The 24,521-nt window shown below is 70.2% G+C and carries 27 protein-coding genes and 1 pseudogene; 15 read left to right on the top strand and 13 right to left on the bottom strand.

Translation table 11 applies throughout. The features are described from left to right. The first annotated feature begins 86 nt into the window (after positions 1-86). Positions 87-821, top strand: coding sequence for an aquaporin Z (gene aqpZ, locus H4F99_RS02525; RefSeq protein WP_182668163.1), 735 nt, complete (start codon positions 87-89; stop codon positions 819-821). A 424-nt stretch (positions 822-1,245) separates the two neighbouring features. Here aqpZ and H4F99_RS02520 read toward each other — a convergent pair whose 3' ends face one another. The 4 genes from H4F99_RS02520 to H4F99_RS02505 all read right to left on the bottom strand — a co-directional run bounded on the left by H4F99_RS02520 (position 1,246) and on the right by H4F99_RS02505 (position 5,922). Then, positions 1,246-2,103 (bottom strand): pirin family protein, encoded by an 858-nt coding sequence (locus H4F99_RS02520; protein ID WP_182668162.1) that lies wholly within the window; start codon positions 2,101-2,103, stop codon positions 1,246-1,248. A 561-nt stretch (positions 2,104-2,664) separates the two neighbouring features. Then, the gene (rlmKL, locus tag H4F99_RS02515; protein WP_182668161.1) at positions 2,665-4,848 is read right to left on the bottom strand and encodes a bifunctional 23S rRNA (guanine(2069)-N(7))-methyltransferase RlmK/23S rRNA (guanine(2445)-N(2))-methyltransferase RlmL; all 2,184 of its coding nucleotides are present in this window, start codon (positions 4,846-4,848) and stop codon (positions 2,665-2,667) included. After that, positions 4,845-5,387, bottom strand: a complete 543-nt coding sequence (locus H4F99_RS02510) for an alpha/beta hydrolase (protein WP_182668160.1) — start codon at positions 5,385-5,387, stop codon at positions 4,845-4,847. Before H4F99_RS02510 ends, rlmKL begins: the two co-directional genes overlap by 4 nt. A gap of 1 nt (position 5,388) precedes the next feature. Beyond that, the gene (locus tag H4F99_RS02505; protein WP_182668159.1) at positions 5,389-5,922 is read right to left on the bottom strand and encodes an MOSC domain-containing protein; all 534 of its coding nucleotides are present in this window, start codon (positions 5,920-5,922) and stop codon (positions 5,389-5,391) included. A 72-nt stretch (positions 5,923-5,994) separates the two neighbouring features. On the opposite strand from H4F99_RS02505, the gene H4F99_RS02500 reads away from it, so the two are divergent. The 4 genes from H4F99_RS02500 to H4F99_RS02485 all read left to right on the top strand — a co-directional run bounded on the left by H4F99_RS02500 (position 5,995) and on the right by H4F99_RS02485 (position 9,700). Then, complete coding sequence (locus H4F99_RS02500) at positions 5,995-6,561, top strand: N-acetylmuramoyl-L-alanine amidase (protein ID WP_182668158.1); 567 nt, start codon at positions 5,995-5,997, stop codon at positions 6,559-6,561. A gap of 56 nt (positions 6,562-6,617) precedes the next feature. Next, complete coding sequence (locus H4F99_RS02495; RefSeq protein WP_182668157.1) at positions 6,618-7,514, top strand: acyl-CoA thioesterase; 897 nt, start codon at positions 6,618-6,620, stop codon at positions 7,512-7,514. Next, positions 7,514-8,419 (top strand): hypothetical protein, encoded by a 906-nt coding sequence (locus H4F99_RS02490; protein WP_182668156.1) that lies wholly within the window; start codon positions 7,514-7,516, stop codon positions 8,417-8,419. The genes H4F99_RS02495 and H4F99_RS02490 overlap by 1 nt, the downstream gene beginning before the upstream one ends. Before the next feature lie 84 nt (positions 8,420-8,503). After that, complete coding sequence (locus H4F99_RS02485; RefSeq protein ID WP_182668155.1) at positions 8,504-9,700, top strand: RNA polymerase sigma factor; 1,197 nt, start codon at positions 8,504-8,506, stop codon at positions 9,698-9,700. A 520-nt stretch (positions 9,701-10,220) separates the two neighbouring features. Here the strand turns inward: H4F99_RS02485 and H4F99_RS02480 are convergent. Beyond that, positions 10,221-10,886, bottom strand: coding sequence for an EF-hand domain-containing protein (locus H4F99_RS02480; RefSeq protein WP_182668154.1), 666 nt, complete (start codon positions 10,884-10,886; stop codon positions 10,221-10,223). A gap of 135 nt (positions 10,887-11,021) precedes the next feature. Here H4F99_RS02480 and H4F99_RS02475 point away from each other — a divergent pair, with 135 nt between their 5' ends. Further along, complete coding sequence (locus tag H4F99_RS02475) at positions 11,022-11,783, top strand: arginyltransferase (protein ID WP_182668153.1); 762 nt, start codon at positions 11,022-11,024, stop codon at positions 11,781-11,783. 53 nt (positions 11,784-11,836) lie between these two features. Next, complete coding sequence (locus tag H4F99_RS02470; RefSeq protein WP_343064134.1) at positions 11,837-13,006, top strand: endonuclease/exonuclease/phosphatase family protein; 1,170 nt, start codon at positions 11,837-11,839, stop codon at positions 13,004-13,006. Positions 13,007-13,012: 6 nt separating this feature from the next. On the opposite strand, the gene H4F99_RS02465 is transcribed toward H4F99_RS02470, so the two are convergent. Both H4F99_RS02465 and purT read right to left on the bottom strand, forming a co-directional pair. Further along, a complete protein-coding gene (locus H4F99_RS02465) occupies positions 13,013-13,393 on the bottom strand; it encodes a hypothetical protein (RefSeq protein ID WP_182668152.1) in 381 nt (126 codons plus the stop codon). A gap of 25 nt (positions 13,394-13,418) precedes the next feature. Continuing rightward, the gene (gene purT, locus H4F99_RS02460) at positions 13,419-14,633 is read right to left on the bottom strand and encodes a formate-dependent phosphoribosylglycinamide formyltransferase (protein ID WP_182668151.1); all 1,215 of its coding nucleotides are present in this window, start codon (positions 14,631-14,633) and stop codon (positions 13,419-13,421) included. Positions 14,634-14,828: 195 nt separating this feature from the next. Here purT and H4F99_RS02455 point away from each other — a divergent pair, with 195 nt between their 5' ends. The 6 genes from H4F99_RS02455 to H4F99_RS02430 all read left to right on the top strand — a co-directional run bounded on the left by H4F99_RS02455 (position 14,829) and on the right by H4F99_RS02430 (position 18,405). After that, positions 14,829-15,734: a hypothetical protein gene (locus H4F99_RS02455; RefSeq protein WP_182668150.1), complete on the top strand. Its 906-nt coding sequence runs from the start codon at positions 14,829-14,831 to the stop codon at positions 15,732-15,734. Between the two features lie 139 nt (positions 15,735-15,873). Next, positions 15,874-16,737, top strand: a complete 864-nt coding sequence (locus tag H4F99_RS02450) for an SPFH domain-containing protein (protein ID WP_182668459.1) — start codon at positions 15,874-15,876, stop codon at positions 16,735-16,737. Positions 16,738-16,747: 10 nt separating this feature from the next. Further along, positions 16,748-17,134 (top strand): hypothetical protein, encoded by a 387-nt coding sequence (locus H4F99_RS02445; protein WP_182668149.1) that lies wholly within the window; start codon positions 16,748-16,750, stop codon positions 17,132-17,134. Continuing rightward, positions 17,131-17,328 (top strand): Arc family DNA binding domain-containing protein, encoded by a 198-nt coding sequence (locus H4F99_RS02440; RefSeq protein ID WP_182668148.1) that lies wholly within the window; start codon positions 17,131-17,133, stop codon positions 17,326-17,328. The genes H4F99_RS02445 and H4F99_RS02440 overlap by 4 nt, the downstream gene beginning before the upstream one ends. Further along, a complete protein-coding gene (locus tag H4F99_RS02435) occupies positions 17,321-17,497 on the top strand; it encodes a DUF4177 domain-containing protein (RefSeq protein ID WP_182668147.1) in 177 nt (58 codons plus the stop codon). Before H4F99_RS02440 ends, H4F99_RS02435 begins: the two co-directional genes overlap by 8 nt. Positions 17,498-17,601: 104 nt before the next feature. Beyond that, positions 17,602-18,405 (top strand): M15 family metallopeptidase, encoded by an 804-nt coding sequence (locus H4F99_RS02430; RefSeq protein ID WP_182668146.1) that lies wholly within the window; start codon positions 17,602-17,604, stop codon positions 18,403-18,405. 31 nt (positions 18,406-18,436) lie between these two features. On the opposite strand, the gene H4F99_RS02425 is transcribed toward H4F99_RS02430, so the two are convergent. The 6 genes from H4F99_RS02425 to H4F99_RS02400 all read right to left on the bottom strand — a co-directional run bounded on the left by H4F99_RS02425 (position 18,437) and on the right by H4F99_RS02400 (position 23,345). After that, on the bottom strand, positions 18,437-18,829 hold the full coding sequence (locus H4F99_RS02425; protein ID WP_182668145.1) for a hypothetical protein: 393 nt from the start codon (positions 18,827-18,829) through the stop codon (positions 18,437-18,439). 107 nt (positions 18,830-18,936) lie between these two features. Beyond that, entirely contained in the window at positions 18,937-19,605 is a 669-nt protein-coding gene (locus tag H4F99_RS02420; RefSeq protein WP_182668144.1) for a DNA-3-methyladenine glycosylase family protein, read from the bottom strand. A 5-nt stretch (positions 19,606-19,610) separates the two neighbouring features. Beyond that, a complete protein-coding gene (locus tag H4F99_RS02415; RefSeq protein ID WP_182668143.1) occupies positions 19,611-19,979 on the bottom strand; it encodes a DUF423 domain-containing protein in 369 nt (122 codons plus the stop codon). 101 nt (positions 19,980-20,080) lie between these two features. After that, the gene (locus tag H4F99_RS02410; protein ID WP_182668142.1) at positions 20,081-21,262 is read right to left on the bottom strand and encodes a polyketide cyclase; all 1,182 of its coding nucleotides are present in this window, start codon (positions 21,260-21,262) and stop codon (positions 20,081-20,083) included. A gap of 236 nt (positions 21,263-21,498) precedes the next feature. Next, entirely contained in the window at positions 21,499-22,140 is a 642-nt protein-coding gene (locus H4F99_RS02405) for a response regulator (RefSeq protein ID WP_182668141.1), read from the bottom strand. Beyond that, positions 22,137-23,345 carry a sensor histidine kinase gene (locus tag H4F99_RS02400; protein ID WP_182668140.1) on the bottom strand — a complete coding sequence of 403 codons (1,209 nt, stop codon included), beginning with the start codon at positions 23,343-23,345 and terminating at the stop codon, positions 22,137-22,139. The genes H4F99_RS02405 and H4F99_RS02400 overlap by 4 nt, the downstream gene beginning before the upstream one ends. 151 nt (positions 23,346-23,496) lie before the next feature. On the opposite strand from H4F99_RS02400, the gene H4F99_RS02395 reads away from it, so the two are divergent. Then, positions 23,497-24,096: a GNAT family N-acetyltransferase gene (locus H4F99_RS02395; protein ID WP_182668139.1), complete on the top strand. Its 600-nt coding sequence runs from the start codon at positions 23,497-23,499 to the stop codon at positions 24,094-24,096. Continuing rightward, positions 24,093-24,521: pseudogene (gene minC / locus H4F99_RS02390) on the top strand (septum site-determining protein MinC); the annotation flags it as partial. The gene H4F99_RS02395 and the pseudogene minC, both read left to right, overlap by 4 nt.

Below are 24,521 nucleotides of genomic sequence, written 5' to 3'. Positions count from 1 at the left end.
ACCTCGCCGCAACGTTCCCCACTGCACCTTGAACGCGCCCCGGGCCGTGCCCGGTGGCATTCAATCCAATGACCGGGGAGGGTTCCATGATCAAGCGACTCGCGGCCGAGTTCATCGGCACGTTCTGGCTGGTGCTCGGCGGTTGCGGCAGCGCCGTGCTGGCCGCCAACTTCGGCGGTGACGGCAATCCACTGGGCATCGCCTTCCTCGGCGTGTCCTTCGCCTTCGGCCTGACCGTGCTGACCGGCGCCTATGCGTTCGGCCACATCTCCGGCGGCCACTTCAACCCGGCGGTGAGCTTCGGCCTGTGGGCCGGCGGGCGCTTCCCGGCCCGCGACCTGGCGCCCTACGTGATCGCGCAGGTGCTGGGCGGCCTGTTCGCCGGCTTCATCCTGTGGCAGATCGCCAGCGGGTCGCCGGCCTTCGCGTCGGACCCGTCCTCGGCCGGCAACTTCGCCAGCAACGGCTTCGGCGACCTGTCCCCCGGCGGCTACTCGGCGGCGGCGGCGTTCCTGTGCGAGGTGGTGCTGACGGCGATGTTCCTGGTGGTGATCATGGGCGCCACCCACAGCCGCGCGCCGGCGGGCTTCGCGCCCATCGCGATCGGCCTGGCGCTGACCCTGATCCACCTGATCAGCATCCCGGTGACCAACACCTCGGTGAACCCGGCACGCTCGACCGGCGTGGCCCTGTTCGCCGGCTCGGGGGCGATCTCGCAGCTGTGGCTGTTCTGGGTCGCACCGATCCTCGGCGGCCTGATCGGCGGCATGCTCTACAAGTGGATCGGCCCGGAGCGCCCGGAGATCACCGGACACGGCTGAGCCTTTTCTCGGTGATACACGAAGGCCGCATCCTCGGGTGCGGCCTTTTTTGTGGGTGATGCTGCGTCTGCGGTGAAGAACGCGGAAAGAGGGGGTGCCCCAGGATCTCGCGTGACACGCCGTGAATCCGTCCCTGGAGGCTCGGGCGCGGCATCCATGCCGCGCACGGTCACGCAAGTCCCTGAGCCACCCCCTCTAGGCAACCAGGCTCGCGCTTTCAAAAAAGCACCCGAAGCCTGGACCCCCACGGTCGCTGAAGGCGCCGATCGACGGGATGGGGGTTGCGGAGAGCCGGACAGGACGTCCGGCGACCCGACTTGAAGACAGGACGTCGTCAGGAGGGCGCAGCAACCCCCATCCCGGCCGGCGGCGCCTCCATCCGAAGCGATCAACCCTCAACTGCCGAAAGCGTCGCCCCCCGACTTCAGAACCGGCCTTCCTGGTAATCGACGAAGGCCTGCATGATTTCCTGCTTCGTGTTCATCACGAACGGGCCGTGGCGGGCCACCGGTTCGCGCAGCGGGCGCCCGGCCACCAGGATCAGCCGCGCGCCCGCATCGCCGGCGGCCAGCACCAGCCGCTCGCCGCCGCCCAGCACCGCCAGCGTCCGCGACGGCAGCGCGCGGGCCTCGTCGCCCTCGCCCACGTTCGCATCGCCCTCGTAGGCATACGCGAACGCGCTGTGCCCTTCCGGCAGGTCGTGCGTCCAGGCCACGCCCGGCTCGAGCGCGATGTCGAGATACAGCGGATCGGTCGCCGGCTGCACGATCGGCCCGGCGGTGCCGTCGACCTCGCCTGCGATCACCTTGACCGACACGCCCGGCGCCGGCGCCACCTGCGGGATCCGCTCGGGCGCGAACTCCTGGTACTTCGGCGCCGTCATCTTGTCGCGCGCCGGCAGGTTCACCCACAGCTGGAAACCGCGCATGCGGCCCTCCTCCTGCTCGGGCATCTCCGAGTGCACCAGGCCACGGCCGGCGGTCATCCACTGCACGCTGCCGGGGACCAGCACGCCCTCGTTGCCGTGATTGTCGCGGTGGCGCATGCGGCCGTCGAGCATGTAGGTGACCGTCTCGAAGCCGCGGTGCGGATGGTCCGGGAAGCCGGCCAGGTAGTCCTCGGGCCGGTCGGTGCCGAACTCGTCCAGCAGCAGGAACGGATCGAGGTCCGGCAGCGCCGGGCCGCCGATCACGCGGGTCAGGCGGACGCCGGCACCGTCCGAGGCCGCCTGGCCCTGGACCGTGCGGTTGACGCGGGCATTGCGGGGCGCGGGGGTGTTCATGGGGTGGCCTCCAGATGCGTTCGCCGGGAGTGGCGTTGGGGCAAGGATGCGCCTTCTTCGGGGCCTCGGACGTGCGCCTGGAGCGGCAGTTCGTTCCATCGATGCAACGATCGCGTCGATTTCTGGAGATTGCGGTCAACATGAAGGCCCATGCGGGCGAAGGGGCGAGCCGGCAGGCCTGGCGGGCGCCCCCGCAGCCTCCGTTTCCGTGGCGTTCCGTCGTCCGGGAAAGGCCGGGAGCCCGGCAGGTCGCGTCGAGTTCCAACCTCGACGTTCCGAGGCCCCGACCCTGAAGCTTCGGGTTCCGACCTCGACGTTCCGAGGCCCCGACCCTGAAGCTCCGGGTTCCGACCTCGACCTTCCGAGGTCCCGACCCTGAAGCCCCGGGTTCCGACCTCGACGTTCCGAGGTCCCGACCCTGAAGCTCCGGGTTCCGACCTCGACACTCCGGGGCCCCGACCCTGAAGCCCCGAGCTCCGACCTCGACACTCCGGGGTCCCGACCCTGCAGCTCCGCGTTCCGACCTCGACGCTCCGGGCGCCGAACCCGCCGCACCCGGCCCTACCCCTTGCGGGTCAGGCGCCAGCAGCGGTGGATGCGCGGGTTGCGCTCGAAATCGGGCGGGATCGTCGCCGCGCTGATTTCCTCGCAGTCGGCGAAGGCGGCCACGGCGACCTCGTCCAGGCGGAAGCGGCGGAAGTTGTTCGAGAAATACAGCACGCCGCCCGGCGCCAGCCGGCCGACGGCGAGCCGCAGCAGCTCGACATGGCGCGCCTGCACGTCGAAGTCGTCGGCACGCTTGGAGTTGGAGAAGGTCGGCGGATCGCAGAAGACCAGGTCGTACTGGCCCGAGGTCGACGCCAGCCACTCCATCACGTCGGCCTGCACCAGTTGATGCTGGCGACCGCCGATGCCGTTCGCGGCGAGGTTGTCGGCACACCACTGCAGGTAGGTCGCCGACAGGTCGACGGTGGTGGTCGAACGCGCACGCCCGACCGCCGCCTGCACGCTGGCCACGCCGGTGTAGCCGAACAGGTTGAGGAAGCGCGCGTCCTCGGCCTCCCTCGCCAGCCGCATCCGCATCGGCCGGTGGTCGAGGAACAGGCCGGTGTCGAGGTAGTCGAACAGGTTCACCCACAGGCGCGCATCGCCCTCGCGCACCGGCAGGCGTTCGTCGCGCTGGTCGAAGGCGCCGTACTTGCTGCCGCCCTTGCCGCGCGCACGGGTCTTCAGTGCGACCTGCTCGCGCGGCACCGCGAAGACCTCGCGCGCGGCCGCCAGCAGCTCGTTGAGGCGGCGGCGCTGGTCGGCCTCGGGGATGGTGGCCGGCGCGGCGTACTCCTGGATGTGCAGGAAGGTCCGCGACGGCGTCTCTTCGGTTTCATACACGTCGATCGCCGCGGCGTATTCGGGCAGGTCGGCGTCGTAGGCGCGGTAGCAGGTGATGCCCTCCTGGCGACGCCAGGCCTTCAGCTTGCGCAGGTTCCTGCGCAGCCGGTTGGCGACCATGGTCGCGCCTTCGTTGAGCTGACGCGGGCCTTCGTCGGTACGTCCGGGCGGGCGCACCGGGTCGACCGCGATCAGCGCGCATTCGATCGCGCCGTTGAACAGCGGATAGACCTTCGAGGCGCGCAGGCCGGTGGCACGCGCCAGCCCGGCATCGCCGCAGAGCAGGCTGGCACGCCAGTCCGGCGCGGCGCGCCCAAGTGCATCGCCGAGCGCGCGGTACAGCGCCGGGTCCGCGGCCAGGCGCGCGTCGTAGGGCGGGTTGCAGACGGCCAGGCCGGGCGCGTCAGCGGCGGGCAGGGTGTCGGCGGTAAGTTCGCGCACGTCGGCGACCTGCCAGTCGATGGCATCGCCGAGGCCGGCACGGGCGGCGTTGTCTCGGGCCGCGCGGATGGCGGCCGGGTCGGAGTCCCGACCGGCAAAGCGCGGCGCCAGCGCGGCGCGGCCGGCGGTCTCGCGCGCCTGCGCCTCGGCCACCAGCGCGTCCCAGGCGGCAGTGTCGAAATCGCGCCAGCGGCTCGGCGGCAGGCCTTCGTGGCGCAGCAGGCCGGGGGCGACGTCGGCCGCCATCAGGGCGCCCTCGATCACCAGGGTACCGCTGCCGCACATCGGGTCGAGCAGTGCGCCGCCGGCGGCGTGCACCTTCGGCCACTGGCCGCGCAGCAGCACGGCGGCGGCGAGGGTTTCCTTCAGCGGTGCCTCGCCCTGCTGGCGGCGCCAGCCGCGGCGGTGCAGCGGCCCGCCGCCGAGGTCGACCGACAGGATCGCGCGCCCCTTGCGGACCACCAGGTTGAGGCGCAGGTCGGGCATGTCGAGGTCGACGTCCGGGCGCACGCCGGTGGCCTCGCGCATGGCGTCGACCACCGCGTCCTTGGTCCGTTGCGCGGCGAACCGCGCATGCGTGATGGCGGTACCGGACACGTGGGCGTCGATGGCGATGGCATGGCGCGGCTCGAGCTGCGCGGGCCAGTCCAGCGCGCGCACGCCGGCGTAGAGCGCGGCCTCGTCGGGGCACTCGAAGTCGGCCAGCGGCCACAACACGCGGCTGGCCAGGCGCGACCACATGACCGCGCGCAGCGCGTCGGCCAGGGTGCCTTCGACATTGACGCCGGCGATGGTCGCCTTCGCCGAGGCGCAGCCCAGCGCCAGCAACTCCTCGGCGAGCAGATATTCCAGCCCCTTGCCGCAGCTGGCGAAGAAGCGCGTGGGGGATGCTGTCGTGTCCGATGCGGTGTTCATGCGTCCTCGCGGCGGCCCAGCGAACGCAGCAGCGCGGCGAAGGCGCCGGCGCTGGTGTCGACATGCGCCGCCAGGCGATGGCTGTCGTCGACCAGCAGCAGGCGGGCGCTGCGCTGCGCCGCCCAGGCGACGACGTCGGCGGCCGGGATCAGTTCGTCGTGCCAGCCGTGGACGATCGACAGCGGCACGTCGGCGGCGTCGATCGCCGGCGCGCGACCCATGCTTACCGGCGGCGCCATCAGGAACAGGCCGGCGACCGGCACCTGCAGCGACACGCGGCCGGAAATCCATGCACCCAGGCTGGAACCGGCCAGCACCAGCGGCCCGCGTGCGGCGGCGGCCCGGGCCAGGCCGAGCAGGCGCTCCAGGCGGGCGGCGACGTCGCCCACCTCGCTGACCTCGCGCTTCGCGTCGAGGTCGGTGTAGTCGGGGCGGTCGTGGGTCCAGCCGAGGTGTTCGGCGGCCTCGGCCAGCGCGGTCACCTTGGTGGCGTCCGGGCCGCTCTCGAACCCGTGGGACAGGATGCAGTGCCCGCGCATGTCAGCGCCCCGCTTCCACATCGACTTCCTCAGCATCGACCGGCAGCGCCTCGACCGGCGCACCGACCGCCAGCGTGCCGCCTTCGACGATGCGCGCGCACAGACCGCCCATGCCGCGCATGGCATTGAAGCCGCCGGGGCCGAGGGCGCACTCCATGCGCGAACACGGATCGCAGTCCTCGGTGCCCTCCAAAACGACATCGCCAATGCGGAAGCGTCGGCCCTTGAGCGCGGCCAGCGGGATGCCGGACACGACGAGGTTGCGGCGCAGGGTGGCCGGGGCCACGTCGGCATGTCCGGCCAGCGCGGCGATCGCCGGCAGGTGCTCGGCCTGGATGAGAGTGACGCCGCGCTTGCCGCTGCCGCCGCCGTAGCGGTCGCCGGACAGGCCGGCGCCGGCCGTCGCGTCGGCCACTGCCACCGCCTGCATCGGCACGTCGCGCGCGGGCCGCAGGCCGATCCATTCGACCCGGCCGGCACGCGGCAGGCGGGCCATCAGCTGGCCGAGCATGGAGTCGGCGGGCGGCAGGGTCATCACGGGCTCCGGGCGGGTCGCCGGGCTGCAGCGCGCGCAGTCCGGCCGGGGGCGAATGGTAGCATCCGGCCCATGCCGGCCCTGCCCCTCGTCCACCGTCCCCTGCCCTACGAAACCGCGCTGCAGGCGCGCGTTCACGAGGCCATCGACCTGGTGGTCATCCACTGCACCGAACTGCCCGACCTGGCCACCGCGCGCGAGTACGGCGAACGCGTGCTCTACCCGGACAGCGGCACCGGCAACAGCGGGCACTTCTACATCGACCGCGACGGCCGGATCGAACAATGGGTGCCGCTGGCGCGCACCGCCCACCACACGCGCGGCTACAACCCGCGCTCGGTCGGCATCGAACTGGTCAACACCGGGCGCTACCCGGACTGGCTGGCCGCCGGCCACCAGGCGATGGACGAGCCCTACACCGACGCCCAGCTCGAACGCCTGGACGCGTTGCTCGGGCACCTGTGCGGGGTCCTGCCGGCGCTGCGCCTGATCGCCGGCCACGAAGACCTGGACACCACCGAGGTGGAGGCCAGCGACGACCCCACGCGCCGGGTGCGCCGCAAGCGCGACCCGGGGCCGCTGTTCCCATGGGACGCGGTGCTGGCGAAGACGTCGCTGCGGCGCTGGCAGGGCGACTGAAGCACGTCGGCCATCCGGGCTACACTGGCCCGCCTTTTCCGCCGCACCCCGCCTGCATGAGCTCTCCCGTCGCCGAACTGATCGAACTGCTGTCGCTCGAACGCCTCGAGGACAACCTGTTCCGCGGCCAGAGCCGCGACATCGGCACCAAGTACGTGTTCGGCGGACAGGTGCTGGGCCAGGCGCTCTCGGCGGCGCAGGCGACGATGAAGGACGCCCGGGCGGCGCACTCGCTGCACGCGTATTTCCTGAAGGCCGGCGACATCAACGCGCCGATCGTCTACCAGGTCGACCGCACCCGCGACGGCGGCAGCTTCTCGGTGCGGCGGGTCACCGCGATCCAGCACGGCCAGCCGATCTTCTTCCTCGCCGCCTCGTTCCAGAAGGGTGAAGGCGGCGCCGAGCACCAGCTGTCGGCACCCGAGGTGCCGCGGCCGGAGGACATCGCCCCGGCGCCGCCGGTGCCGGAGAAGGTGATGGCGACCCTGCCGACCAAGATCCAGCGCTGGCTGTCGCGCGGCGGCCCGTTCGAGTTCCGCCACGTCTATCCGAGGGACGAACTCAACCCGCCCAAGCGCCCGCCCTACCAGCAGGTCTGGTTCCGCCTCGCCGAGAAGGTCGGCGACGGACCGGAACTGCACCGGGCGCTGCTGGCCTACGCCTCGGACTTCCACCTGCTCGGTACCGCGACCTTCCCGCATGGCATCAGCTACTACCAGCCGAACGTGCAGATGGCGTCGCTCGACCATGCGCTGTGGTTCCACCGTCCGTTCCGCGCGGACGAGTGGCTGCTGTACTCGATCGACAGCCCCAGCGCACAGGCCGGGCGCGGTCTGGCCCGTGGGCAGATCTTCGACCTGCAGGGCCGGCTGGTCGCCAGCACTGCGCAGGAAGGCCTGATCCGCGTGGTCGCCGACGCGGCGGCCGCGCAGCACGTCCCGGCGAAAGACTGATGCGCCAGGTCTTCACCAGTCCGCGTCTGGAGAACGTCGAGGCGGTCGCCCGGCTGCTCGAGGACGACGGCATCGAGGTACGGATCACCAACGGCCGTTCCTACCGCGGCAACCGCCGCCGCACCTTCAGCTATGGCGGCGGCGCCGATGCCGGCGAACAGGCCGCGGTGTGGGTCATCCAGTCCGAGGACCAGGTGCGCGCCCGCGAGATCCTGCGCGAGGCTGGTCTGATCGACTCGACCCGCCACCGCGACAGCTTCGTCGCCAGCTTCCGCGAACAGGACGAGGCGCAGGTGCAGGCGGACCGGCGTAGCCAGCGCATCGCGCGGATCAAGTACGCGCTGCTGGTCGGCCTGCTGATCGCGGCCGGCGTGATGGCGGTGCAGATGGTCCGCCAGCGCCCGCAGGCGACCGATGCCCCGGCGGCCCTGCCCGTGGCACCGACACCGGACCGGGCGAGCGAAGGCTTCCCGGCCGAGCCGCAAGCACCCTTCGACGGCAGCGCGCAGCCGACGATCCTGCCGGTCGCCGAAGCGGTGTTCGCGCACGAACTCGGCCAGGCGCGCCTCGACATCGCCTGCCTGTCGATCGACGGCCGCGACGCCCCGGCGGCGCTGATCCAGTCGCTGCAGGCAGGCCTGCCGGCCGACAGCGCGCTGCGGCTGGTGTCCGCGTCGAACTGCGTGCGCAATGCCGACGAGGCCGAGGGCAGCACCCATGCCGCCAGCGGCCTGCCGGCGCTGATGGTGGACGTGGCCTGGTTCCGCCCGACCTCCGCGGACGCGGGTGCGGTCGACTTCGTGGCCTACCACCACCGCAGCTTCGCCACCTACCGGACGCTGGAACTGCGTCGGGTCGACGGCCGCTGGCAGGTGGAACGGGTCAGCCGGGACGTGTCGATCTGAAGCCCGGCGCCGCGGTGGTCACATCCGGCACGCCCGCGCGTCAGTGGTACGGATGCGCCTGATCGCGCGAGACCGGACCCCGACATGAACGCCACCGCCCTGCCCGCCTTCGACATCGAACGCCTGATCGGCGACCAGCTCCCGGCCGCGCGGCGCGGCGACCACGCGGCCTATGGCCGCATCGTCGAGGCCTGCCAGTCCAGCGTCAGCGCGATCGCGCTGGCGATCGTGCGCGACGTACCCACCAGCGAGGACATCGCGCAGGAAGCCTTCCTGAAGGCCTGGCAGGGCCTGGACCGGCTGCGCAACCACGCGAGCTTCCTGCCCTGGCTGCGGCAGATCACCCGCAACCTCGCCCGCGACCACCTGCGTGCGACCCGCCACCGCCCGCTGACCGGCGAGGTCGCCGAACTCGCCATCGGCATGGCCGCCGACAGTGCGGACACGCCCGAGGAGCGCCTGCGCGCGACCGAGGAAGAAGCGGCCGCCGCGGAGCTCATTTCGGCGCTGCCCGAGGACGCGCGCGAGACCCTGTTGCTCTATTACCGCGAAGGCCAGCAGTCGAAGCAGGTCGCGGCCCTGCTCGGCCTGACCGACGCGGCCGTCCGCAAGCGGCTGTCGCGGGCCCGCGCGGCGGTGCGCGAGGAACTCCTGCAGCGCTTCGGCACGTTTGCCCGCACGAGCGCACCCGGTGCCGCCTTCACCGCGATGGTGGTCGGCGGGCTGGCGATGTCGGCGCCGGCAGTCGGCACGGCGGCGGTGGTCGGCACGGGTCTGGTGGGCGGCGCGGGCAAACTGGGCGGCAGTGCGGTGACCGCCTCGGGCGGCGTCGCCGGCGGATCACTCGGCATGGTTGCGTCGCAGTGGCTGGGCACGTCGCAGGTGTTGCCGGTGCTGTTGCTGGGCGTCCTGGCGGGCGCGCTGGGCTCGAGCTTCACCTGGTGGTACCTGGCGCGGTTCGCGCGCTCGCCGGCGCAACACCGCGAGATCAGGCGCTTCGTGCTGCTGATGTGCTTCATCGGCATCGTCTGGTCGCTGGCACTGATGGTGGCGCTGAGCCTGAAGGAGACGTGGCTCACGCTGCTGGTCGCAGCCGCCGGCCTTGCCGCGGTCAACCACCAGCACATGACGCAGCTGAAGCGGATGATGGCGCCGATGCTCGCCGACCCGGCCAATCGCCGCTGGAGCGCGTCGTATCCGTGGGTCATGGGGCGCCCCGCCTGCGTGGTGAGCAGCCTGTTCGTGGTCGTCGCTTTGCTGGTGCTGTTGATGACGTCGTAGCGCGATATGCGCGGGGCCATCACTTCTCTCCTTTACGTGGAGGCGGCTTCGGACGGAGTCGCCGCCCGCCGGGCTGGGGGTTGCTACGCCCTCCTGACGACGTCCTGTCTTTAAGTCGGGTCGCAGCCCATCCTTGGGCTGCTCTCCGCAACCCCCAGCCCGTCGACCGACGCCTTCAGCGACCGTGGACGTCCGGGCTTTGGATGCTTTTGGAAGCGCCAGGGGATTGTCCAGAAGACGGTGGGTCTGGGGTTCGCGTGACCGTGCGCGGCATGGATGCCGCGCCCGAGCCCCCATGGGTGAGGCAGCGCGTTTGCGAAGCATCGCTTCGCGCGCAGCCGAACGCCCGGAGGCTATGCCGGAGGGCCGGACCCGCGAAGCGGGGGTTTACGGCGTGTCACGCAATCCACAGGGCCACCGTCTTCAACCGATTACCTCCCCCACAACCGGAGATAAAAAAACAGGCGCCCGAAGGCGCCTGTCGCACTCCCCCCGGAGTGCAGCCAATCCGGCTGGAAGATCAGCGACGGCCGGGGCCGCCGCGGTCAGCGTGACCGCCGTGGCCACGCTGGCCGCCGATGGGCTCAGCCTCACTGGCGCTCAGATAGCCGTCGCGGTTCTCATCCATGAACGCGAAGGCCGGGGCCAGGCGCGGCATCGAAGCGTCCACCTCGGCCTTGCTCAGGCGGCCGTCATTGTTGCCATCCGCCTCGGCGAAACGGGCCTGGCGGCGCTCTTCGCGCTTCGCTTCGTGCTCCGCACGCATCGCCTCATGGTGCGCTCGCAGCTCGCTGCGGACGATGTAGCCGTCGCGGTTGCGGTCGATGGCATCGAAGCGCTCGGCCAGGCGCGGCATGTCGGCCACCTCGACCTTGCTGATGCGACCGTCCTGGTTGGCATCCAGCTTCACGATGCGGTCGAGGCCACCGCCCGGGCCACCCCGATGGCCGCGGCGCTGCGGTCGCTCGTCGGCCGTCAGGCGGCCGTCGCCATTGCGGTCCATGCGGTCGAAGCGCTCGGCCAGGCGCGGCGCCTGCGCGGCTTCGGCCTTGTCGATCGCGCCGTCGCCATTGGCGTCGAGGCGGGTCATGGCGCCCTGGCGGCCTTCAGCCGCGCCCGGTGCTGCGAAAGCGGTGCCCGCGACCAGCGCGCTGGCGAGGGCGACGAACAGAAAGGAACGGGTCATCGAAACATCTCCGGTTGATCGACACCCCGCGGTGCCGTTGTCCATGTCAACGCCTGTCATCCGCACCGGTTGACGCGGTCCGTGGCAGGTTCAGGTGCTGGACAGGCCCGCGTGCAACGGCGCTATGCTGCACGCATGGGCAAGACCCCCGCCCCGGATGCCAACGACCTGCGCCTGTTCCACACCGGCGAGCATCCCTGCGGGTACTGGCCGGAGCGGCCGGCGCGCGACCTCGTGCTCGACCCGCGCGACCCGCGGCTGCCGGACTGGTACCCGCTGGCGCTCGAATGGGGCTTCCGTCGCTCGGGCGACATCATCTACCGCCCGCACTGCCAGGGCTGCCAGGCCTGCGTCGCGGTGCGCATTCCCGTCGATGCCTTCAAGCCCGACCGCAGCCAGCGCCGCTGCCTGCGCGACAACGCCGACATCGAGATGCGCGTCTGCCAGGCAGTGCGCACGGACGAGCAGTTGGCGCTCTATCGTCGCTACCTGCGCGCGCGCCATGCCGGAGGTGGGATGGACGGGCATGGCGCGGTCGAGTTCGACCAGTTCCTGGTCGGCAGCTGGAGCGAGGGCCGCTTCATGGAGCTGCGCGAAGCGGGGCCGACACGACCGGGGCGCCTGCTTGCCGTCGCGGTCACCGATGTCATCGGGAATGCGCTGTCGGCGGTGTATACCTTCTTCGACCCCGACCACGCGCGACGTGGGCTCGGCACGCTGGCGATCCTCAAGCAGATCGAATGGGCGCGCCGCGAACGGCGGTCCCACCTCTACCTCGGCTACTGGATCGCAGGCCACGACAAGATGGACTACAAACGCCGCTTCCGGCCGCTGGAAGGTTTCGACGGGCGCGGCTGGCGCGCCTTCAACGATTCCGACGCCGGGGCCAACCCGTGAGCCCCATCCGCCTGCTGGCGACCGCGTTCGCGGCGGTCGCGCTCGTCGCCTGCGTGCGCGTGCAGGTGCACGGCGACCCGAGTCCTGCCACGCCCATGACATCGACCCCGCTCCGCCTCGCCACCTTCAACACCTCCCTGTACGACGAGCGCGCCGGCGGCCTGGTCGAGCGCCTCCAGGGTGACGACGCCAACGCGCGACGCATCGCAGCGGTCCTGCAGCGCGTGCGCCCGGACATCGTGCTGCTCAACGAGTTCGATTTCGACGATGCGCACGCGGCCGCCGGGCTGTTCCAGCGGCGATACCTCGAAGTGGCCCAACCCGGCGGCGGCGAGCCGCTCTCCTATCCGTACCGCTACCTCGCGCCGGTGAACACCGGCGTGCCGAGTGGCCTCGACCTCGATGGCAATGGCCGGGCGGGCGGCGAGGGTCGCGATCGCGGCAACGATGCCTGGGGCTACGGCCTGCATCCTGGACAATACGGGATGTTGCTGCTGTCGCGGTTCCCGATCGACGCGGACGCGGCCCGCACGTTCCGCACGCTGCGCTGGTCGACGATGCCCGGCGCGCGCCAGCCCGCCGACCCGACGACCGGGGCGGCCTGGTATCCGCCGGAGGTCTGGTCACGACTGCGCCTGTCGTCGAAATCACACTGGGACGTGCCGGTGCGCACGCCGTCGGGCACCCTGCACGTGCTGGCCGCGCACCCGACCCCGCCGGTGTTCGATGGCCCTGAGAACCGCAACGGCGCCCGCAACGCCGACGAGATCCGGCTGTGGCGCGAGTACATCAGCGGTGGCGACCCGGCATGGCTGTGCGACGACGCCGGCCACTGCGGCGGCCTGGCCGAGGCGGCGCGCTTCGTCATCCTCGGCGACTACAACAATGATCCGGCCGATGGCGACGGTGAGCACGAGGCCATCGTCGAACTGCTGGAGCACCCGCGCGTGATGCGCATGCCGACGCCGCGCAGCGAAGGCGCCGTGCAGGCGGCCGCGTCCTATCCCGGGCTGCCGCGCATCGGCAGTCCGGCGCATGCAACCGGCGACTACGGCCCTCGCACGGGCACGCTGCGGTTGGACTACGTGTTGCCTTCGACCGGCATGGCGCACCGCGGCAGCGGTGTCTTCTGGCCCGCACCGGGCGCACCCGGCGCCGAACTGCTGCAGGCCAGCGACCACCGCCTGGTGTGGGTGGACGTCACGATGCCCGCCGGCGATTGACGCGCCTCAGGCAGAAGGCGGATCGGATGCGGGCGGATCGCCCGCGGGCGCCGCGGATGCGTCACTCCCGTCCGCTTCGGGCACGGGGGCAGGCATGACATTGACCACCGTCGCCGGGCGTGGCCCGAAGCCGAAGGCCTCGTCGCTGCGCGCGGAAACGATCATCCGCACCATGTTGCCCGGCACCATGAGTTCCAGTTCGACATCCGTGCCATCCGGGGCGCGGCCATCGAGGATCATCTTGATGAAGGCTCCGCCGGTGTCGAGCTCGCGGCAGTTGACGTGCTCGACGCCCTCCTCGCCCTGCAGGTAGGGCTTGATCGCGCCCCCGAGTGCCTCGACGGCCTGCGGGAAGAAGAACACGGCATAACCACGGGGTTCGTTCATTGGAGCTCCTTGCAGGGGATCGTATTCAGCGCAGGCTGACATCGAGCGCGGCGGCGGCATCCCGGGCGCGCTGTCGCGCCTGTTCGACGTCCTCGCCACGTGCCAGCGTGACCGCGACGCGACGCTGGCCCTCCACCCGGGGCTTTCCGAAGAGGCGCAACTGGGTATCCGGTCCAGCGAGTGCGACGTCCACGCCCGCGAACACCGGCACGCCTTGGCCTTCCGCCAGCACGGCACAGGACGCGCTGGCGCCGAGCAGCGGCACCTGGCCCTCGGCATCGGCACCGACCGGCAGCCCGAGGATGGCACGCGCATGCAGGGCGAACTCGCTCAACACCTGCGAAGCCAGCGTGACCAGGCCGGTATCGTGCGGGCGCGGCGAGACTTCGCTGAACCAGACCTCGTCGCCTTTCACGAACAGCTCGACACCGAACAGGCCCCAACCGCCCAGGTCGTCGGTGATCGCGCGCGCGACTTGCTGCGCGCGCTCCAGCGCCCTCGACGACATCGCCTGCGGCTGCCAGCTTTCGCGGTAGTCGCCATCGCGCTGCAGGTGGCCGACCGGTGCGCAGAACGCGGTGCCGCCCGCATGGCGCACGGTCAGCAGGGTGATCTCGTAGTCGAAGTCGACGAAGCCCTCGACGATGCAGCGGCCCGCACCGGCCCGGCCGCCGGTCTGCGCGTAGTTCCAGGCGGCATCGATGTCGGCCTCGTTGCGCACGGTGCTCTGGCCCTTGCCCGACGAGGACATGACCGGCTTGACCACGCAGGGCAGACCGATCGCGGCCACGGCCTCGCGGTACTCGTCGAGCGTGTCGACGAACCGGTAAGGCGACGTCGGCAGCTCCAGGGTTTCCGCCGCGAGCCGGCGGATGCCTTCGCGGTCCATCGTCAACTGGGCGGCCCGCGCGGTGGGAATGACCCGCGCACCGCTGCCGCGCTCGGCAAACTCCCGCTCCAGTTCGACCAGGGTTCGCGTATGGATCGCCTCGATCTCGGGGACGATCAGTTGCGGCCGCTCGCTTGCGACCAGCGCGCGGATGGCCTGCCCGTCCAGCATGTCGATCACGTGGCTGCGGTGCGCCACCTGCATCGCCGGAGCATCCGCATAGCGGTCGGCGGCGATGACCTCGACACCGAGGCGCTGCAACTCGATGGCGACCTCCTTGCCCAACTCGCCGGAACCCAGCAGCAGGACGCGGAAGGCATGCGGGGACAGCGGGGTACCGAGGGTCGTCATGGGTTCGGGCGTGGACGGAACGGGCGCACAGTCTAACTTCGCGGTGACCGCCTGCCGAACCTCTTGGGCCGGCTCCGCCGCCGTGCGATGCTTGGCCGCATGCCCTCCGGCCCTGTTCAGCCCCTTCCGCGGTTCCGCGTCCAGGCGCGCGGAGGCGCATGCATTGCGGGCCTGCGATGCCTCGCGCGAGCCTTGGTGCCGCTCCTGTGCCTGGCGGCGTGCACGGCCGGCGAGGATACCGATTCCGGTGGCGTACAGGGTCTGCTGCTCAACCCGCAGATGAGCGAGATCAGCGGCATCGCCGCGTCGCGCCGGCATCCGGGCGTGCTGTGGATGCACGACGATGGCGGCAATCCGGCCCGGCTCTTCGCGACCACGGAAGGTGGACGTCGATTGGCCACGTTCACCGTTGACGGGGTGACCAAGACGGACTGGGAGGACATGGCCGCGTTCCGGCTGGATGGCAAGGACTATCTGCTGATCGCGGATACCGGCGACAACGGCGGTCTGCGCCGGAGTCTCCAACTGCATGTGTTCGAGGAGCCGGACACGCTGGAGAATGCGCGGCTGGTGCCCGCCTGGTCGGTTGCCTTCCGGTGGCCGGACGGTCCGATGGATTGCGAGGCGGTGGCGGTGGATGCCGCTGGCGGGCGTGTCCTGCTGATCTCCAAGAAGCGCGTCCCGCCCGAGCTGTTCAGCCTGCCGCTGCGTCATTACGGGGACGGCCTGCAGGTGGCATCTCGCATTGGGGCGCTGGCCAGTGTCCCCGCGCCCGCGGCCGGGAGCGGGGACGAAGAAGCAGCGTCACGAACGCGCCTCGAACACCAGGTGACTGCCGCCGACCTTTCCCCCGACGGCCGCCAACTCGCCGTCATGACATACCGCGACCTCCTCGTTTACACCCGCGTGGGCGAGGAAGACTGGGGCCGCGCCACCGCCCGCGCGCCCGCCACGGCGCTGCTGCCCTGGTTGCCCCAGGCCGAAGCTCTCGCTTGGCAGGCCGATGGCCGGCAACTGCTGGCCACCGGCGAACATCCCGGCACACCGCTGTACCGGCTTCCGGTACCTGCCAGCCCGCCGCCGCGCCCGACAAACGAGTGACGCACCTGGCGGTTCGTCCACCGGCGCGCCATCCACCGGGACGCCCACATGGGTTACCGGGCCTTTTTGACTTGACTTGACTTGACTTGATATCAATTTGATATCAATCTAACCGCATCTTCAGGAGGGCTCCGCCATGATGAAAGAAAACCCCGTCCGTTCGATCGCGGGCATTCCCCTGCTCGTGGTGTTGCTCCTGGCGGTCGCAGTCGCCGCGTGGCTGGTGATCCGCGCGATCGGCACGGACACCCCGTCGCTCCTGCTGTTCGCAGTGCCGATCGTCGCCGTCGTGGTCTTCATGCTGAGCGGCTTCTATACGATCCAGCCGAACCAGTCCGCGGTGCTCAGCCTGTTCGGCAAATACGTGGGCACGGCGAAGGAGAACGGCCTGCGCTGGAACAACCCGTTCTTCGCCAAGCGCAAGGTGTCGCTGCGCGTGCGCAACTTCGAGAGCGGCAAGCTCAAGGTCAACGACCTCGACGGCAGCCCGATCGAGATCGCCGCGGTCATCGTGTGGAAAGTGGTCGACTCGGCCGAAGCGGTGTTCAACGTGGACGACTACGAAAGCTTCGTCCACATCCAGTCCGAGGCGGCCCTGCGCGCGATGGCGACCAGCTACCCCTACGACCAGCACGAGGACGACCAGATCTCGCTGCGCAGCCACCCCAACGAGATCTCCGACCGGCTGAAGCACCACCTCGACGAGCGCCTGACCTCGGCCGGCGTGGACGTGCTGGAGGCGCGCATCAGCCACCTGGCCTACGCGCCGGAGATCGCCCACGCGATGCTGCAGCGCCAGCAGGCCAACGCGGTGATCGCGGCGCGGACGCGCATCGTCGCCGGCGCGGTCGGCATGGTCGAGATGGCGCTCGAGGAGCTGCAGAAGAACGGCGTCGTCGACCTCGACGAGGAGCGCAAGGCGGCGATGGTCAGCAACCTGCTGGTGGTCCTGTGTGGCGACCGCAGCACACAGCCCATCGTCAACGCCGGCACGCTGTACTGAGGCCGTCGAGATGGCCGCCACCCTCGCCCAGGACCTGCTCGTACCGCTGGTGCTGTTCGCCAGCAGCCTGCCGATGTTCGCCATCGCCTGGCGCGTCGGCCAGGGGGACCTGCGCTGGTTGAACGGCCTGGATGCCGCACGCCTGCCCGACCCCGCAGCAGTGGCGCGGCGCCTGGGCTGGCTACTCGCTTCGGTCGGCTTCGCGCTGTGGCTGGGCGCCCTCGGCCTGTACTGGGCCGGCGACCGCCAGGGCCCGCTGGCCGTGGTCACGGTGTTGCTACTGGTCGCGGTGAACGGGCTGGGTCTGGCGCTGTTCATCGCCGCCCGCCGCGCCCGCCGCGACTACCTGCCCCCACGCGACGGACGCGCGGCGGGCGGAGGGAACGGCCGGCCGTGAGCGGCAAGAAGAAAGCCTACCCCCTGCGCATCAATGCCGACGTGCTGGAAGCCGCCCAGCGCTGGGCCGACGATGAACTGCGCAGCCTGAATGCCCAGATCGAATACGTGCTGCGCGACGCGCTGCGCAAGTCCAACCGACTGCCTGGCCCCGGCCGGCAATCACCCAATGGGGATGAAGACGCCGATGAATGACCGCTGGCAACACAAGGTCGTGGATGTGCCCTACAAACTGTTCGAGAGCCAGTCCGAGCGGGCCCAGGCCGAACTCGACCGCCATGGCGCACAAGGATGGGAACTCGTGTCGGCGCTGCAGTCCAATGCCGCCGGCCCGCTCCACCTGTTCTTCAAGAAGCGCGCCTGACCCAGGGGGCAACCACGGGTCTCCGCTCGGGTCGCGGGCGAAGCGGATCCTTTGCGCGGTTCGCTCGAGTGGCGACACCCCCAAGGGCCGGCTAAGCTCCCCGGATGCGCGGCGCCCCGGACATCCTGTTCAATACGGCCGAGATCGAACTCTGGCCCGCCCGGCTGTTGCGCGCGCGCGCCAACCGGGATGCGCGCGCCCTGTCGCGGGCGCGACGGGTGCTGAGGCGCAAACGGGATGGACGCTATCTCGCCGCGGAGTTGCCCGAGGGCCTGCTGCCACTGGTACCGCGCCTGCCGCGCGAGCCGGGCCTCGACGAGGCCTTGGACGTGCTGGAGGCCGGTCTTCCTCCCCGTCACGCCGGACTGGCCCCTGTCGCCACGTTGGCCCTGACGCGGCTGGAAGAACGACTGTCCGTCCTCGGGCTGGACGCGGACGCCTACAGCGAGCGCACGGGACTGGCGCTGGTGGCCGAGCCGGAATGGCTGGCCTTCGCCGGCTCCGACCGCTTTCGCCGCCCCCTGTGGTTGCGGGCCGATGCCGCACGCGCGTGGCACCTCATGCAGGCCCACGCCCTGCGCGACGGCATCGTACTGGAGTCGATTTCCGGCTATCGCAGCCACGACTACCAGCTGGGCATCTTCGAGCGCAAACGCGCCCTTGGGCAGGACGTCGATGACATCCTCGCGGTCAACGCCGCCCCCGGGTTCAGCGAGCATCACTCGGGCCGTGCTTTGGATATCGGCACCCCCGGCGAGCCGGCGGCCGAGGCGAGCTTCGAGAAGACCGGTGCCCACGCGTGGCTGTCGGCAAACGCCGGCGGCCACGGCTTCATCCTGAGCTACCCCCGCGACAACCCCCACGGCATCGTGCACGAGCCCTGGCATTGGCGGTACGACGGCCCCTGACGGGCCGTCGCACGCGAGGCGAGTTCCCGACCTACTCTCGATCGATGTGGATGTGCGTGCCTTCCACCGTCAATTCGACGATCGCGACCTCGAAATCGGCCCCGTCGTGGTGCTTCTTGATCAGCACGTCCTCGCCATCGTCGACTTCCACGTGGTACATGTCGCCCAGCTCCGCCTTCAGCCCGTTGCTGATGAGGTCGGCGATGTGGTTTTCACTGGTGTCGTCGGGGATCGCGATGCGCACGTCGATCGCGGTCCCGCCCACCGGCGAGATGCGCACGACGACTTCACCGTCGCTGTCGGCATCGCTGCTGACCTCGAGGCGCCATTTGTTGGAGGGACTGGCGATGGCAACGCCGACGACCAGCAGGAGGATGGCCAGCCAGGCGGAACGCAGGACGGAACGACCGGAACGTACAGGCATGTGTCGGACCTCGAAATCCGTGGACACCGCTTCGGGCGGTGGCGGACCGTCGGCCCGCCCGGCCATCTTCGAGGGTGCGCGTTAAGGTGCGATGAGCACGCCCGGCGCTATGAGGATCGGGGCGTGGGGCCCCCCTCCCCGGCAGCGTCGGCCACGCGCCACAGGTACAGACTGGCCCAACTGCGGTAGGGCGCCCAGCGCGCGCCCCGCTCGACGAGCGCCCTCGCGGTCGGGGGCGTCGTTTGGCCATCGACGCGCTGCACCCCCTTGCGGATACCCAGGTCATCCACCGGAAGCACGTCCGGGCGGCCGAGGCGGAATATCAGCAGCATTTCGACGGTCCACCGGCCGATGCCCCTCACCGGCACCAGGGCCTCGATGATGGCCTGGTCGTCCATCCAGGCCATCCGCCGCGCGCTCGGGATCCCGCCCTGCGACGCCCGCAGGCTGAGGTCGCGCAGCGCCGCCAGTTTGTTCCCGGAAACGCCACACGCCCTGAGGGTCGCATCGTCGCAGCGCCCCAGCGTATCGGCATGCAGGCGCTGGCTGCCGATGGCGACCTCGACCCGCCCGACGATCGTCGCTGCCGCCTTGCCACTCAATTGCTGGAAGAGGATGGCGCGGGCGAGCGCGTCGACCGGGTCGAAGGAGCGATGCCAGCGTGGATCGGCCTCCAGCGGGCCCAGGCGGCGCATCCAGCCCGCCAGCCGACGGTCGCGCCGGGCCAGCCAGTCCGCCGCCTCGGCCACGTCGAAACCGCGTGCATGGCGCGGCATCGTCGTCAGCGCCGGATCGCGTCGGCCGCGAAGCCGAGCCAGCCGAGGATCATCAGGCTGCCACCCAGTGGGGCAAAGCGCGTCGGGACGCCGGCGAAATGGGCAAGGGCCAGGCTGCCGGAAAACAGCAGGACCCCCGCTGCGATCATCACGAGGGCCGCACCACCCAGCCGCCGCGTACACCCGGGTGCCAAGGCCGCCAGCGCGATCCCGTGTCCGAACGCGAACACCGCCGCGGTCTGCAGGTTCCCGCGCGCCGCCATCTCCACCCCATGCGATGCGTAGGCCGCCAGCGCCACGGACAACGCGGCCAGCACTCCGCCTAGCCCCTGCAGGCCGCGACTGAAGGCGGGGAAAGGACGAAGTCCGGACATCGGCACTTCCACGGTGGAGGTTCCCGGAGACGATAGCAGCCCCGGAAAACAAACAGCGCCGCTCGAGGCGGCGCTGTTGAATGTCACACGGGCAGACCGGCTTACTTGATCTGCCAGTACACCACGAACTCACCGTCGAGGGCGAAGCCCTGCTCGACACCGGTGAGCCAGTCCTCGTAGGGACGGTCGACGGTTTCATACCCGCGGGTCAGGGCCCAGGCACGCAGCGAGTCGCGGATCTTCGACAGGTTGGCCATGTGGCCGGTATACGGTACCGCCACCACGCGCGCTGCATCGGTGCGGACCAGCTCGACGGGGTTGCCGTCACCTTCGATCTTCAGCGTACCCAGCTCCGGTGCGTCGGTGGCGGGCGCCGCGACCGCGGCAGTGGTCTCGGCCTCGTCGCCTTCGTCCGCCTCGGCATCCGTGGACGCACGGCTGCCGCTCTTCTTGCGGACCGGCATGGCGGTGTCGAAGGAGTAGGTGTCGGAGCCGAACTCGTTGGTGATGATGCGCAGCGGGCCCGCGGCCTCCAGGCCATTCGCGTCCATCACCTTCTTGATCCACTCCAGGTTGCTCTTCATCTGGTTGGCGACGGCCTCGTTCTCACGCGGCACGGCGGCGCTCACGACGAGCAGGTTCTGGACCGCGCGGTCTTCCACGCGCGGGGCCTTCTCGGCATCACCGCCACCCAGCTCGGAGTAGTCGTGGTTCGGCACGGTGGACAGCATGTTGGTCAGGCGGCCCAGGCCGATCTTCATGTCCTGGCCCATGTTGCTGGTCACGTACAGGCCCGAATAGCGGCCGAGCAGGTCCCAGCCATAATCCACGTCGTAGGTCTGGGTGATCATGGTGTTGCGGCCACTGCGGCCGGTCGGCTCCAGCGTGTAGCTCGTGCGCTGGTTCTTGCCGCGCCCGCGGAACGGATTGGCGCCCCGCGGATTGTCGTCGAGCTCGATGCTCACGCTCTTGAGCGGCTCGTTGCCCACGATTTCCCAGTGGCCGCTGCCGATGTCGTCGTTCTCGGACTGATAGTCCAGCCGCGCGCCCACGCCCGCTTCCGGACCCGACAGTTCCAGCTTCATCGCCGGGTCGTGCGCCACCAGCGCGTTCCAGTCGTCGAAGCGACGGAAGCTGTTCAGCGTGTCGTACACGATGGTCAGCTTGCGGTTGGTCTCGACGCTTTCTTCAAGGTGCCGCGAGGACGGCAGCAACACGCCCACCACCAGGAACAACGCAGTGACGATGGCGAGGGAAATCAGGATCTCGATCAGACGGGTCATTCAGTGTTCTCCAGGATCGCCCCGGAAGCCTGGCCGGGACGCAGAACCGCAATCCTAGCAAAGGTCCGGGGGCAGACGCATTACCCTTTGGATGCAACAAAGCCGGACCCCGTCCGGCCGGCTGTCCCGGGGCCGGATTGCCCGCGAGCGCGCCCGGACAGGCTGCTCCCGTCGCCACCCGCCCCCCACCCGTTCAGCCCGTACGGACCAAGGGGCCGGACGCCCGCCCGCGGGGCTCACACCAGTTGAAGTTCGAAGGCCTTGAGCACGGCCCGCGTGCGATCCCGGACACCGAGTTTGGACAGGATGTTCGATACGTGGTTCTTGATCGTGCCCTCGGCGACCCCGAGCGAGTTCGCGATCTCCTTGTTGGAGAAGCCGCCGGCCATCAGCCGCAGGATCTCGGTCTCGCGGTCGGTGAGCGGATCCGGACGGTCCAGACTGACGAAATCGTTGCGCATGTGCTCCAGCCCGGACAGCAAACGCTGGGTCATCGCCGGCTGCACGAGCGACCCACCCTGCGCCACCGTCTGGATGGCGTCGACCAGTTGTTCGAGCGAGACATCCTTGAGCAGGTACCCTTTCGCGCCGGCCTTCAGGCCCGCCAGCACCAGCTGGTCGTCGTCGAAGGTGGTCAGGATGATCGTCGGCGGCAGGTTGCCGGCGGCGGCCAACGCCTGCAGCGCCTCGAGCCCGGACATCACCGGCATGCGCATGTCCATGAGGATGACGTCCGGCTTGATCTCGGGAACAACCTGTACCGCCTGCTTGCCATCGCCGGCCTCGGCCACCACTTCGATCCCCTCGGCCAGCGAGAGCAGGGAGCGGACGCCCTGGCGCACCAGGGTCTGGTCATCTACGAGCAGGACGCGAATCATGCGGTCACTCCTTCTTGTACGGCCGGCACGGCGGCCGCGGCGGGAAGCGCCAGGCACAGCCGGAACCCGGCCTGGGGCTTCGTTTCTATCGTAAGCGCTCCACCCAGCTGGGTGAGGCGCTCTCGCATGCCCTGCAGGCCATTGCCGGCGACGGGCCCATCGGCGCCCCGCCCATCGTCGCGCGCGCGCATCACCACGGTACCGTCCTCGGTGCGCGCATCGATCCACAGGTTGCGCGCGCCGGCATGCCGCACCGTGTTGGTGATGATCTCCTGGGTACAGCGCAGCAGGGTATGCGCGCGCTCCGGGTCCTCGACGGTCAGGGGCGACGCGATGTCCATGTGGATGTTCAGCGACGGCACGTTCTCGGCCAGTGGCCGCAGTGCCGCTTCCAGGTCGATCGCCCCGCCCTCCCGGAGCTGGCTCACGGCTTCGCGTACGTCGGTCAACAAAAGACGCGCCAGTGTATGGGCCTGCCTGACATGGTCCTTCACCCGCCCCTCCGACAGGTGGCTGGCGACTTCGAGGTTCAGGCTCAGCGCGGTCAGGTGATGGCCCAGGAGGTCATGCAGTTCACGCGAGATCCGGGTCCGCTCGTTGACCCGCGCGCTCTCGGCCAGCAGTGCACGGGTCGCACGGAGCTCCGCGTTCAACTGCCGCTGTTCCTCCCGGGCCAGCGACTGCTGCCGCGCCACCAGGCTGGTCACGAAGACGAAGCCGGAGAAGCCGGCGTACAGCACCGACTGCATCACCGCCTCGAAGATCGGCAGGTCCAGGCGGATGTAGACGGGAACGATGATGAGCTGGCTGATCACCAGCCAGGCGACGCCCAGCCACATCGGCAGCATCCACGGCAGCACGCTGGCGGTGACCATCAACAGCACGCTGCCCAGCCCGGACTGGGTGAAATAGCTCATCGCCACCGCGCTGGCGGTCAGCAGCAGCAGCGCGACCTGGTCGAACCAGCGCGGTGGGCGGAAACCCAGGTCGCGGGTCAGCCACCAGTAGCCGGCACCGAACAGCAGGTAGGCGCCAATGGCCCGCCACGGCATCGTCGCCAGGCCGGTCGCCAGCACCGAAGCCAGGCCTTCGGCCTCGATGATCCACGACCATGAATAGAGATAGAGGAGCGGCGCGCCCACGGCCACCCAGGTGAACAGGCCGGAGTACCGCAACAGTCGGGAATGGTTCAGGTGGCTCCACATGCCTGCATGCTAGCGGTACTGGGGCGTTCCGGGGCGAGCCGGAAGTCATGCGCCCAGACGGCGTCTCGCGGGCGCCCGCGGGCCATGCGATAATCCCGCATTGCCGGCGCGCGGCATGGTGCCGCCGGCCGTGGAACACATGGAGTCAGGAATGTCGATCGTCGTCCGCGACGTGCTTGAGCACGAGCTGGATTCCGTCCTTGCCCTCAACAACGCCGCCGGCCCCGCCATCCTGCCGCTCGACGCGGCCCGGGTGCGTCGTTTCTTCGACCATGCCGAGTATTTCCGCGTCGCCCTGCGCGACGACACGCTGGCGGGTTTCATGGTGGGCGTGGGCAGCGGGGCCGAGCACGAAAGCAGCAACTTCCGCTGGTTCCGGGACCGCCACGCTGATTTCTTCTATATCGACCGCATCGTCGTTGCCAGCCGCCGACGCGGCGGTGGCGTCGGCCGCGCCTTGTATGCCGATGCCCAGAGCTACGCCGAGCTGCGCTATCCCCAGATGGCCTGCGAGGTCTTCCTCGAGGGCGGCCACGACCCGGCCCTGCTCTTCCACGGCAGCTTCGGCTTCCGCGAGGTGGGGCAGCACGTGATGCCGGACGTGAACGTGCGCACCGCCATGCTGATGAAGCCGCTGTGCAGCTACCCCTGGGTGCGCGAGACCTACGGCGGCAAGCTGCCCGACGCCCCCTGGGTCCGGCATCGCGCGCACCTTGCTGCCCCGCACCGAATGACGGGCACCGGCCGATGAGTTCGGCCGTGGTGGACTACGAACAGGCCGGCGAGCTCAAGATCGGCCAGGTCGGCATCGCCAACCTCCGCATCCGCACCCTCGATGTCGACCGCCTGGTCGAGGAGATGCAGCAGCGGGTCCGTCGCGCGCCCAAGCTGTTCTCGCGGGCCGCGGTCGTGATCGACTTCGGTGGCCTGTCGCAGGTACCCGACGTTGATACCGCACGGCGCCTGATCGACGGGCTGCGCGAGGCCGGCGTGCTGCCGGTCGCGTTCGCCTACGGCACCACCGAAACCGAGCGTCTCTCCGAAGCCGTGGGCCTACCGCTGCTGGCCAAGTTCCGCGCTCAGTACGAACGCGACGAGGCCGAGCCCGCACGCCCCGCGCCACCCGCCGCCGCGCCGGCGCCGGCGGTCGCGCCCCCCCCGGCCGCGAGCGGCGGC

The organism is Marilutibacter penaei, from assembly GCF_014145395.1.
Lineage (GTDB): Bacteria > Pseudomonadota > Gammaproteobacteria > Xanthomonadales > Xanthomonadaceae > Marilutibacter > Marilutibacter penaei.
Note: the sequence above shows the minus strand (reverse complement) of the source record. Positions and strands in the feature narration are given on the sequence as shown.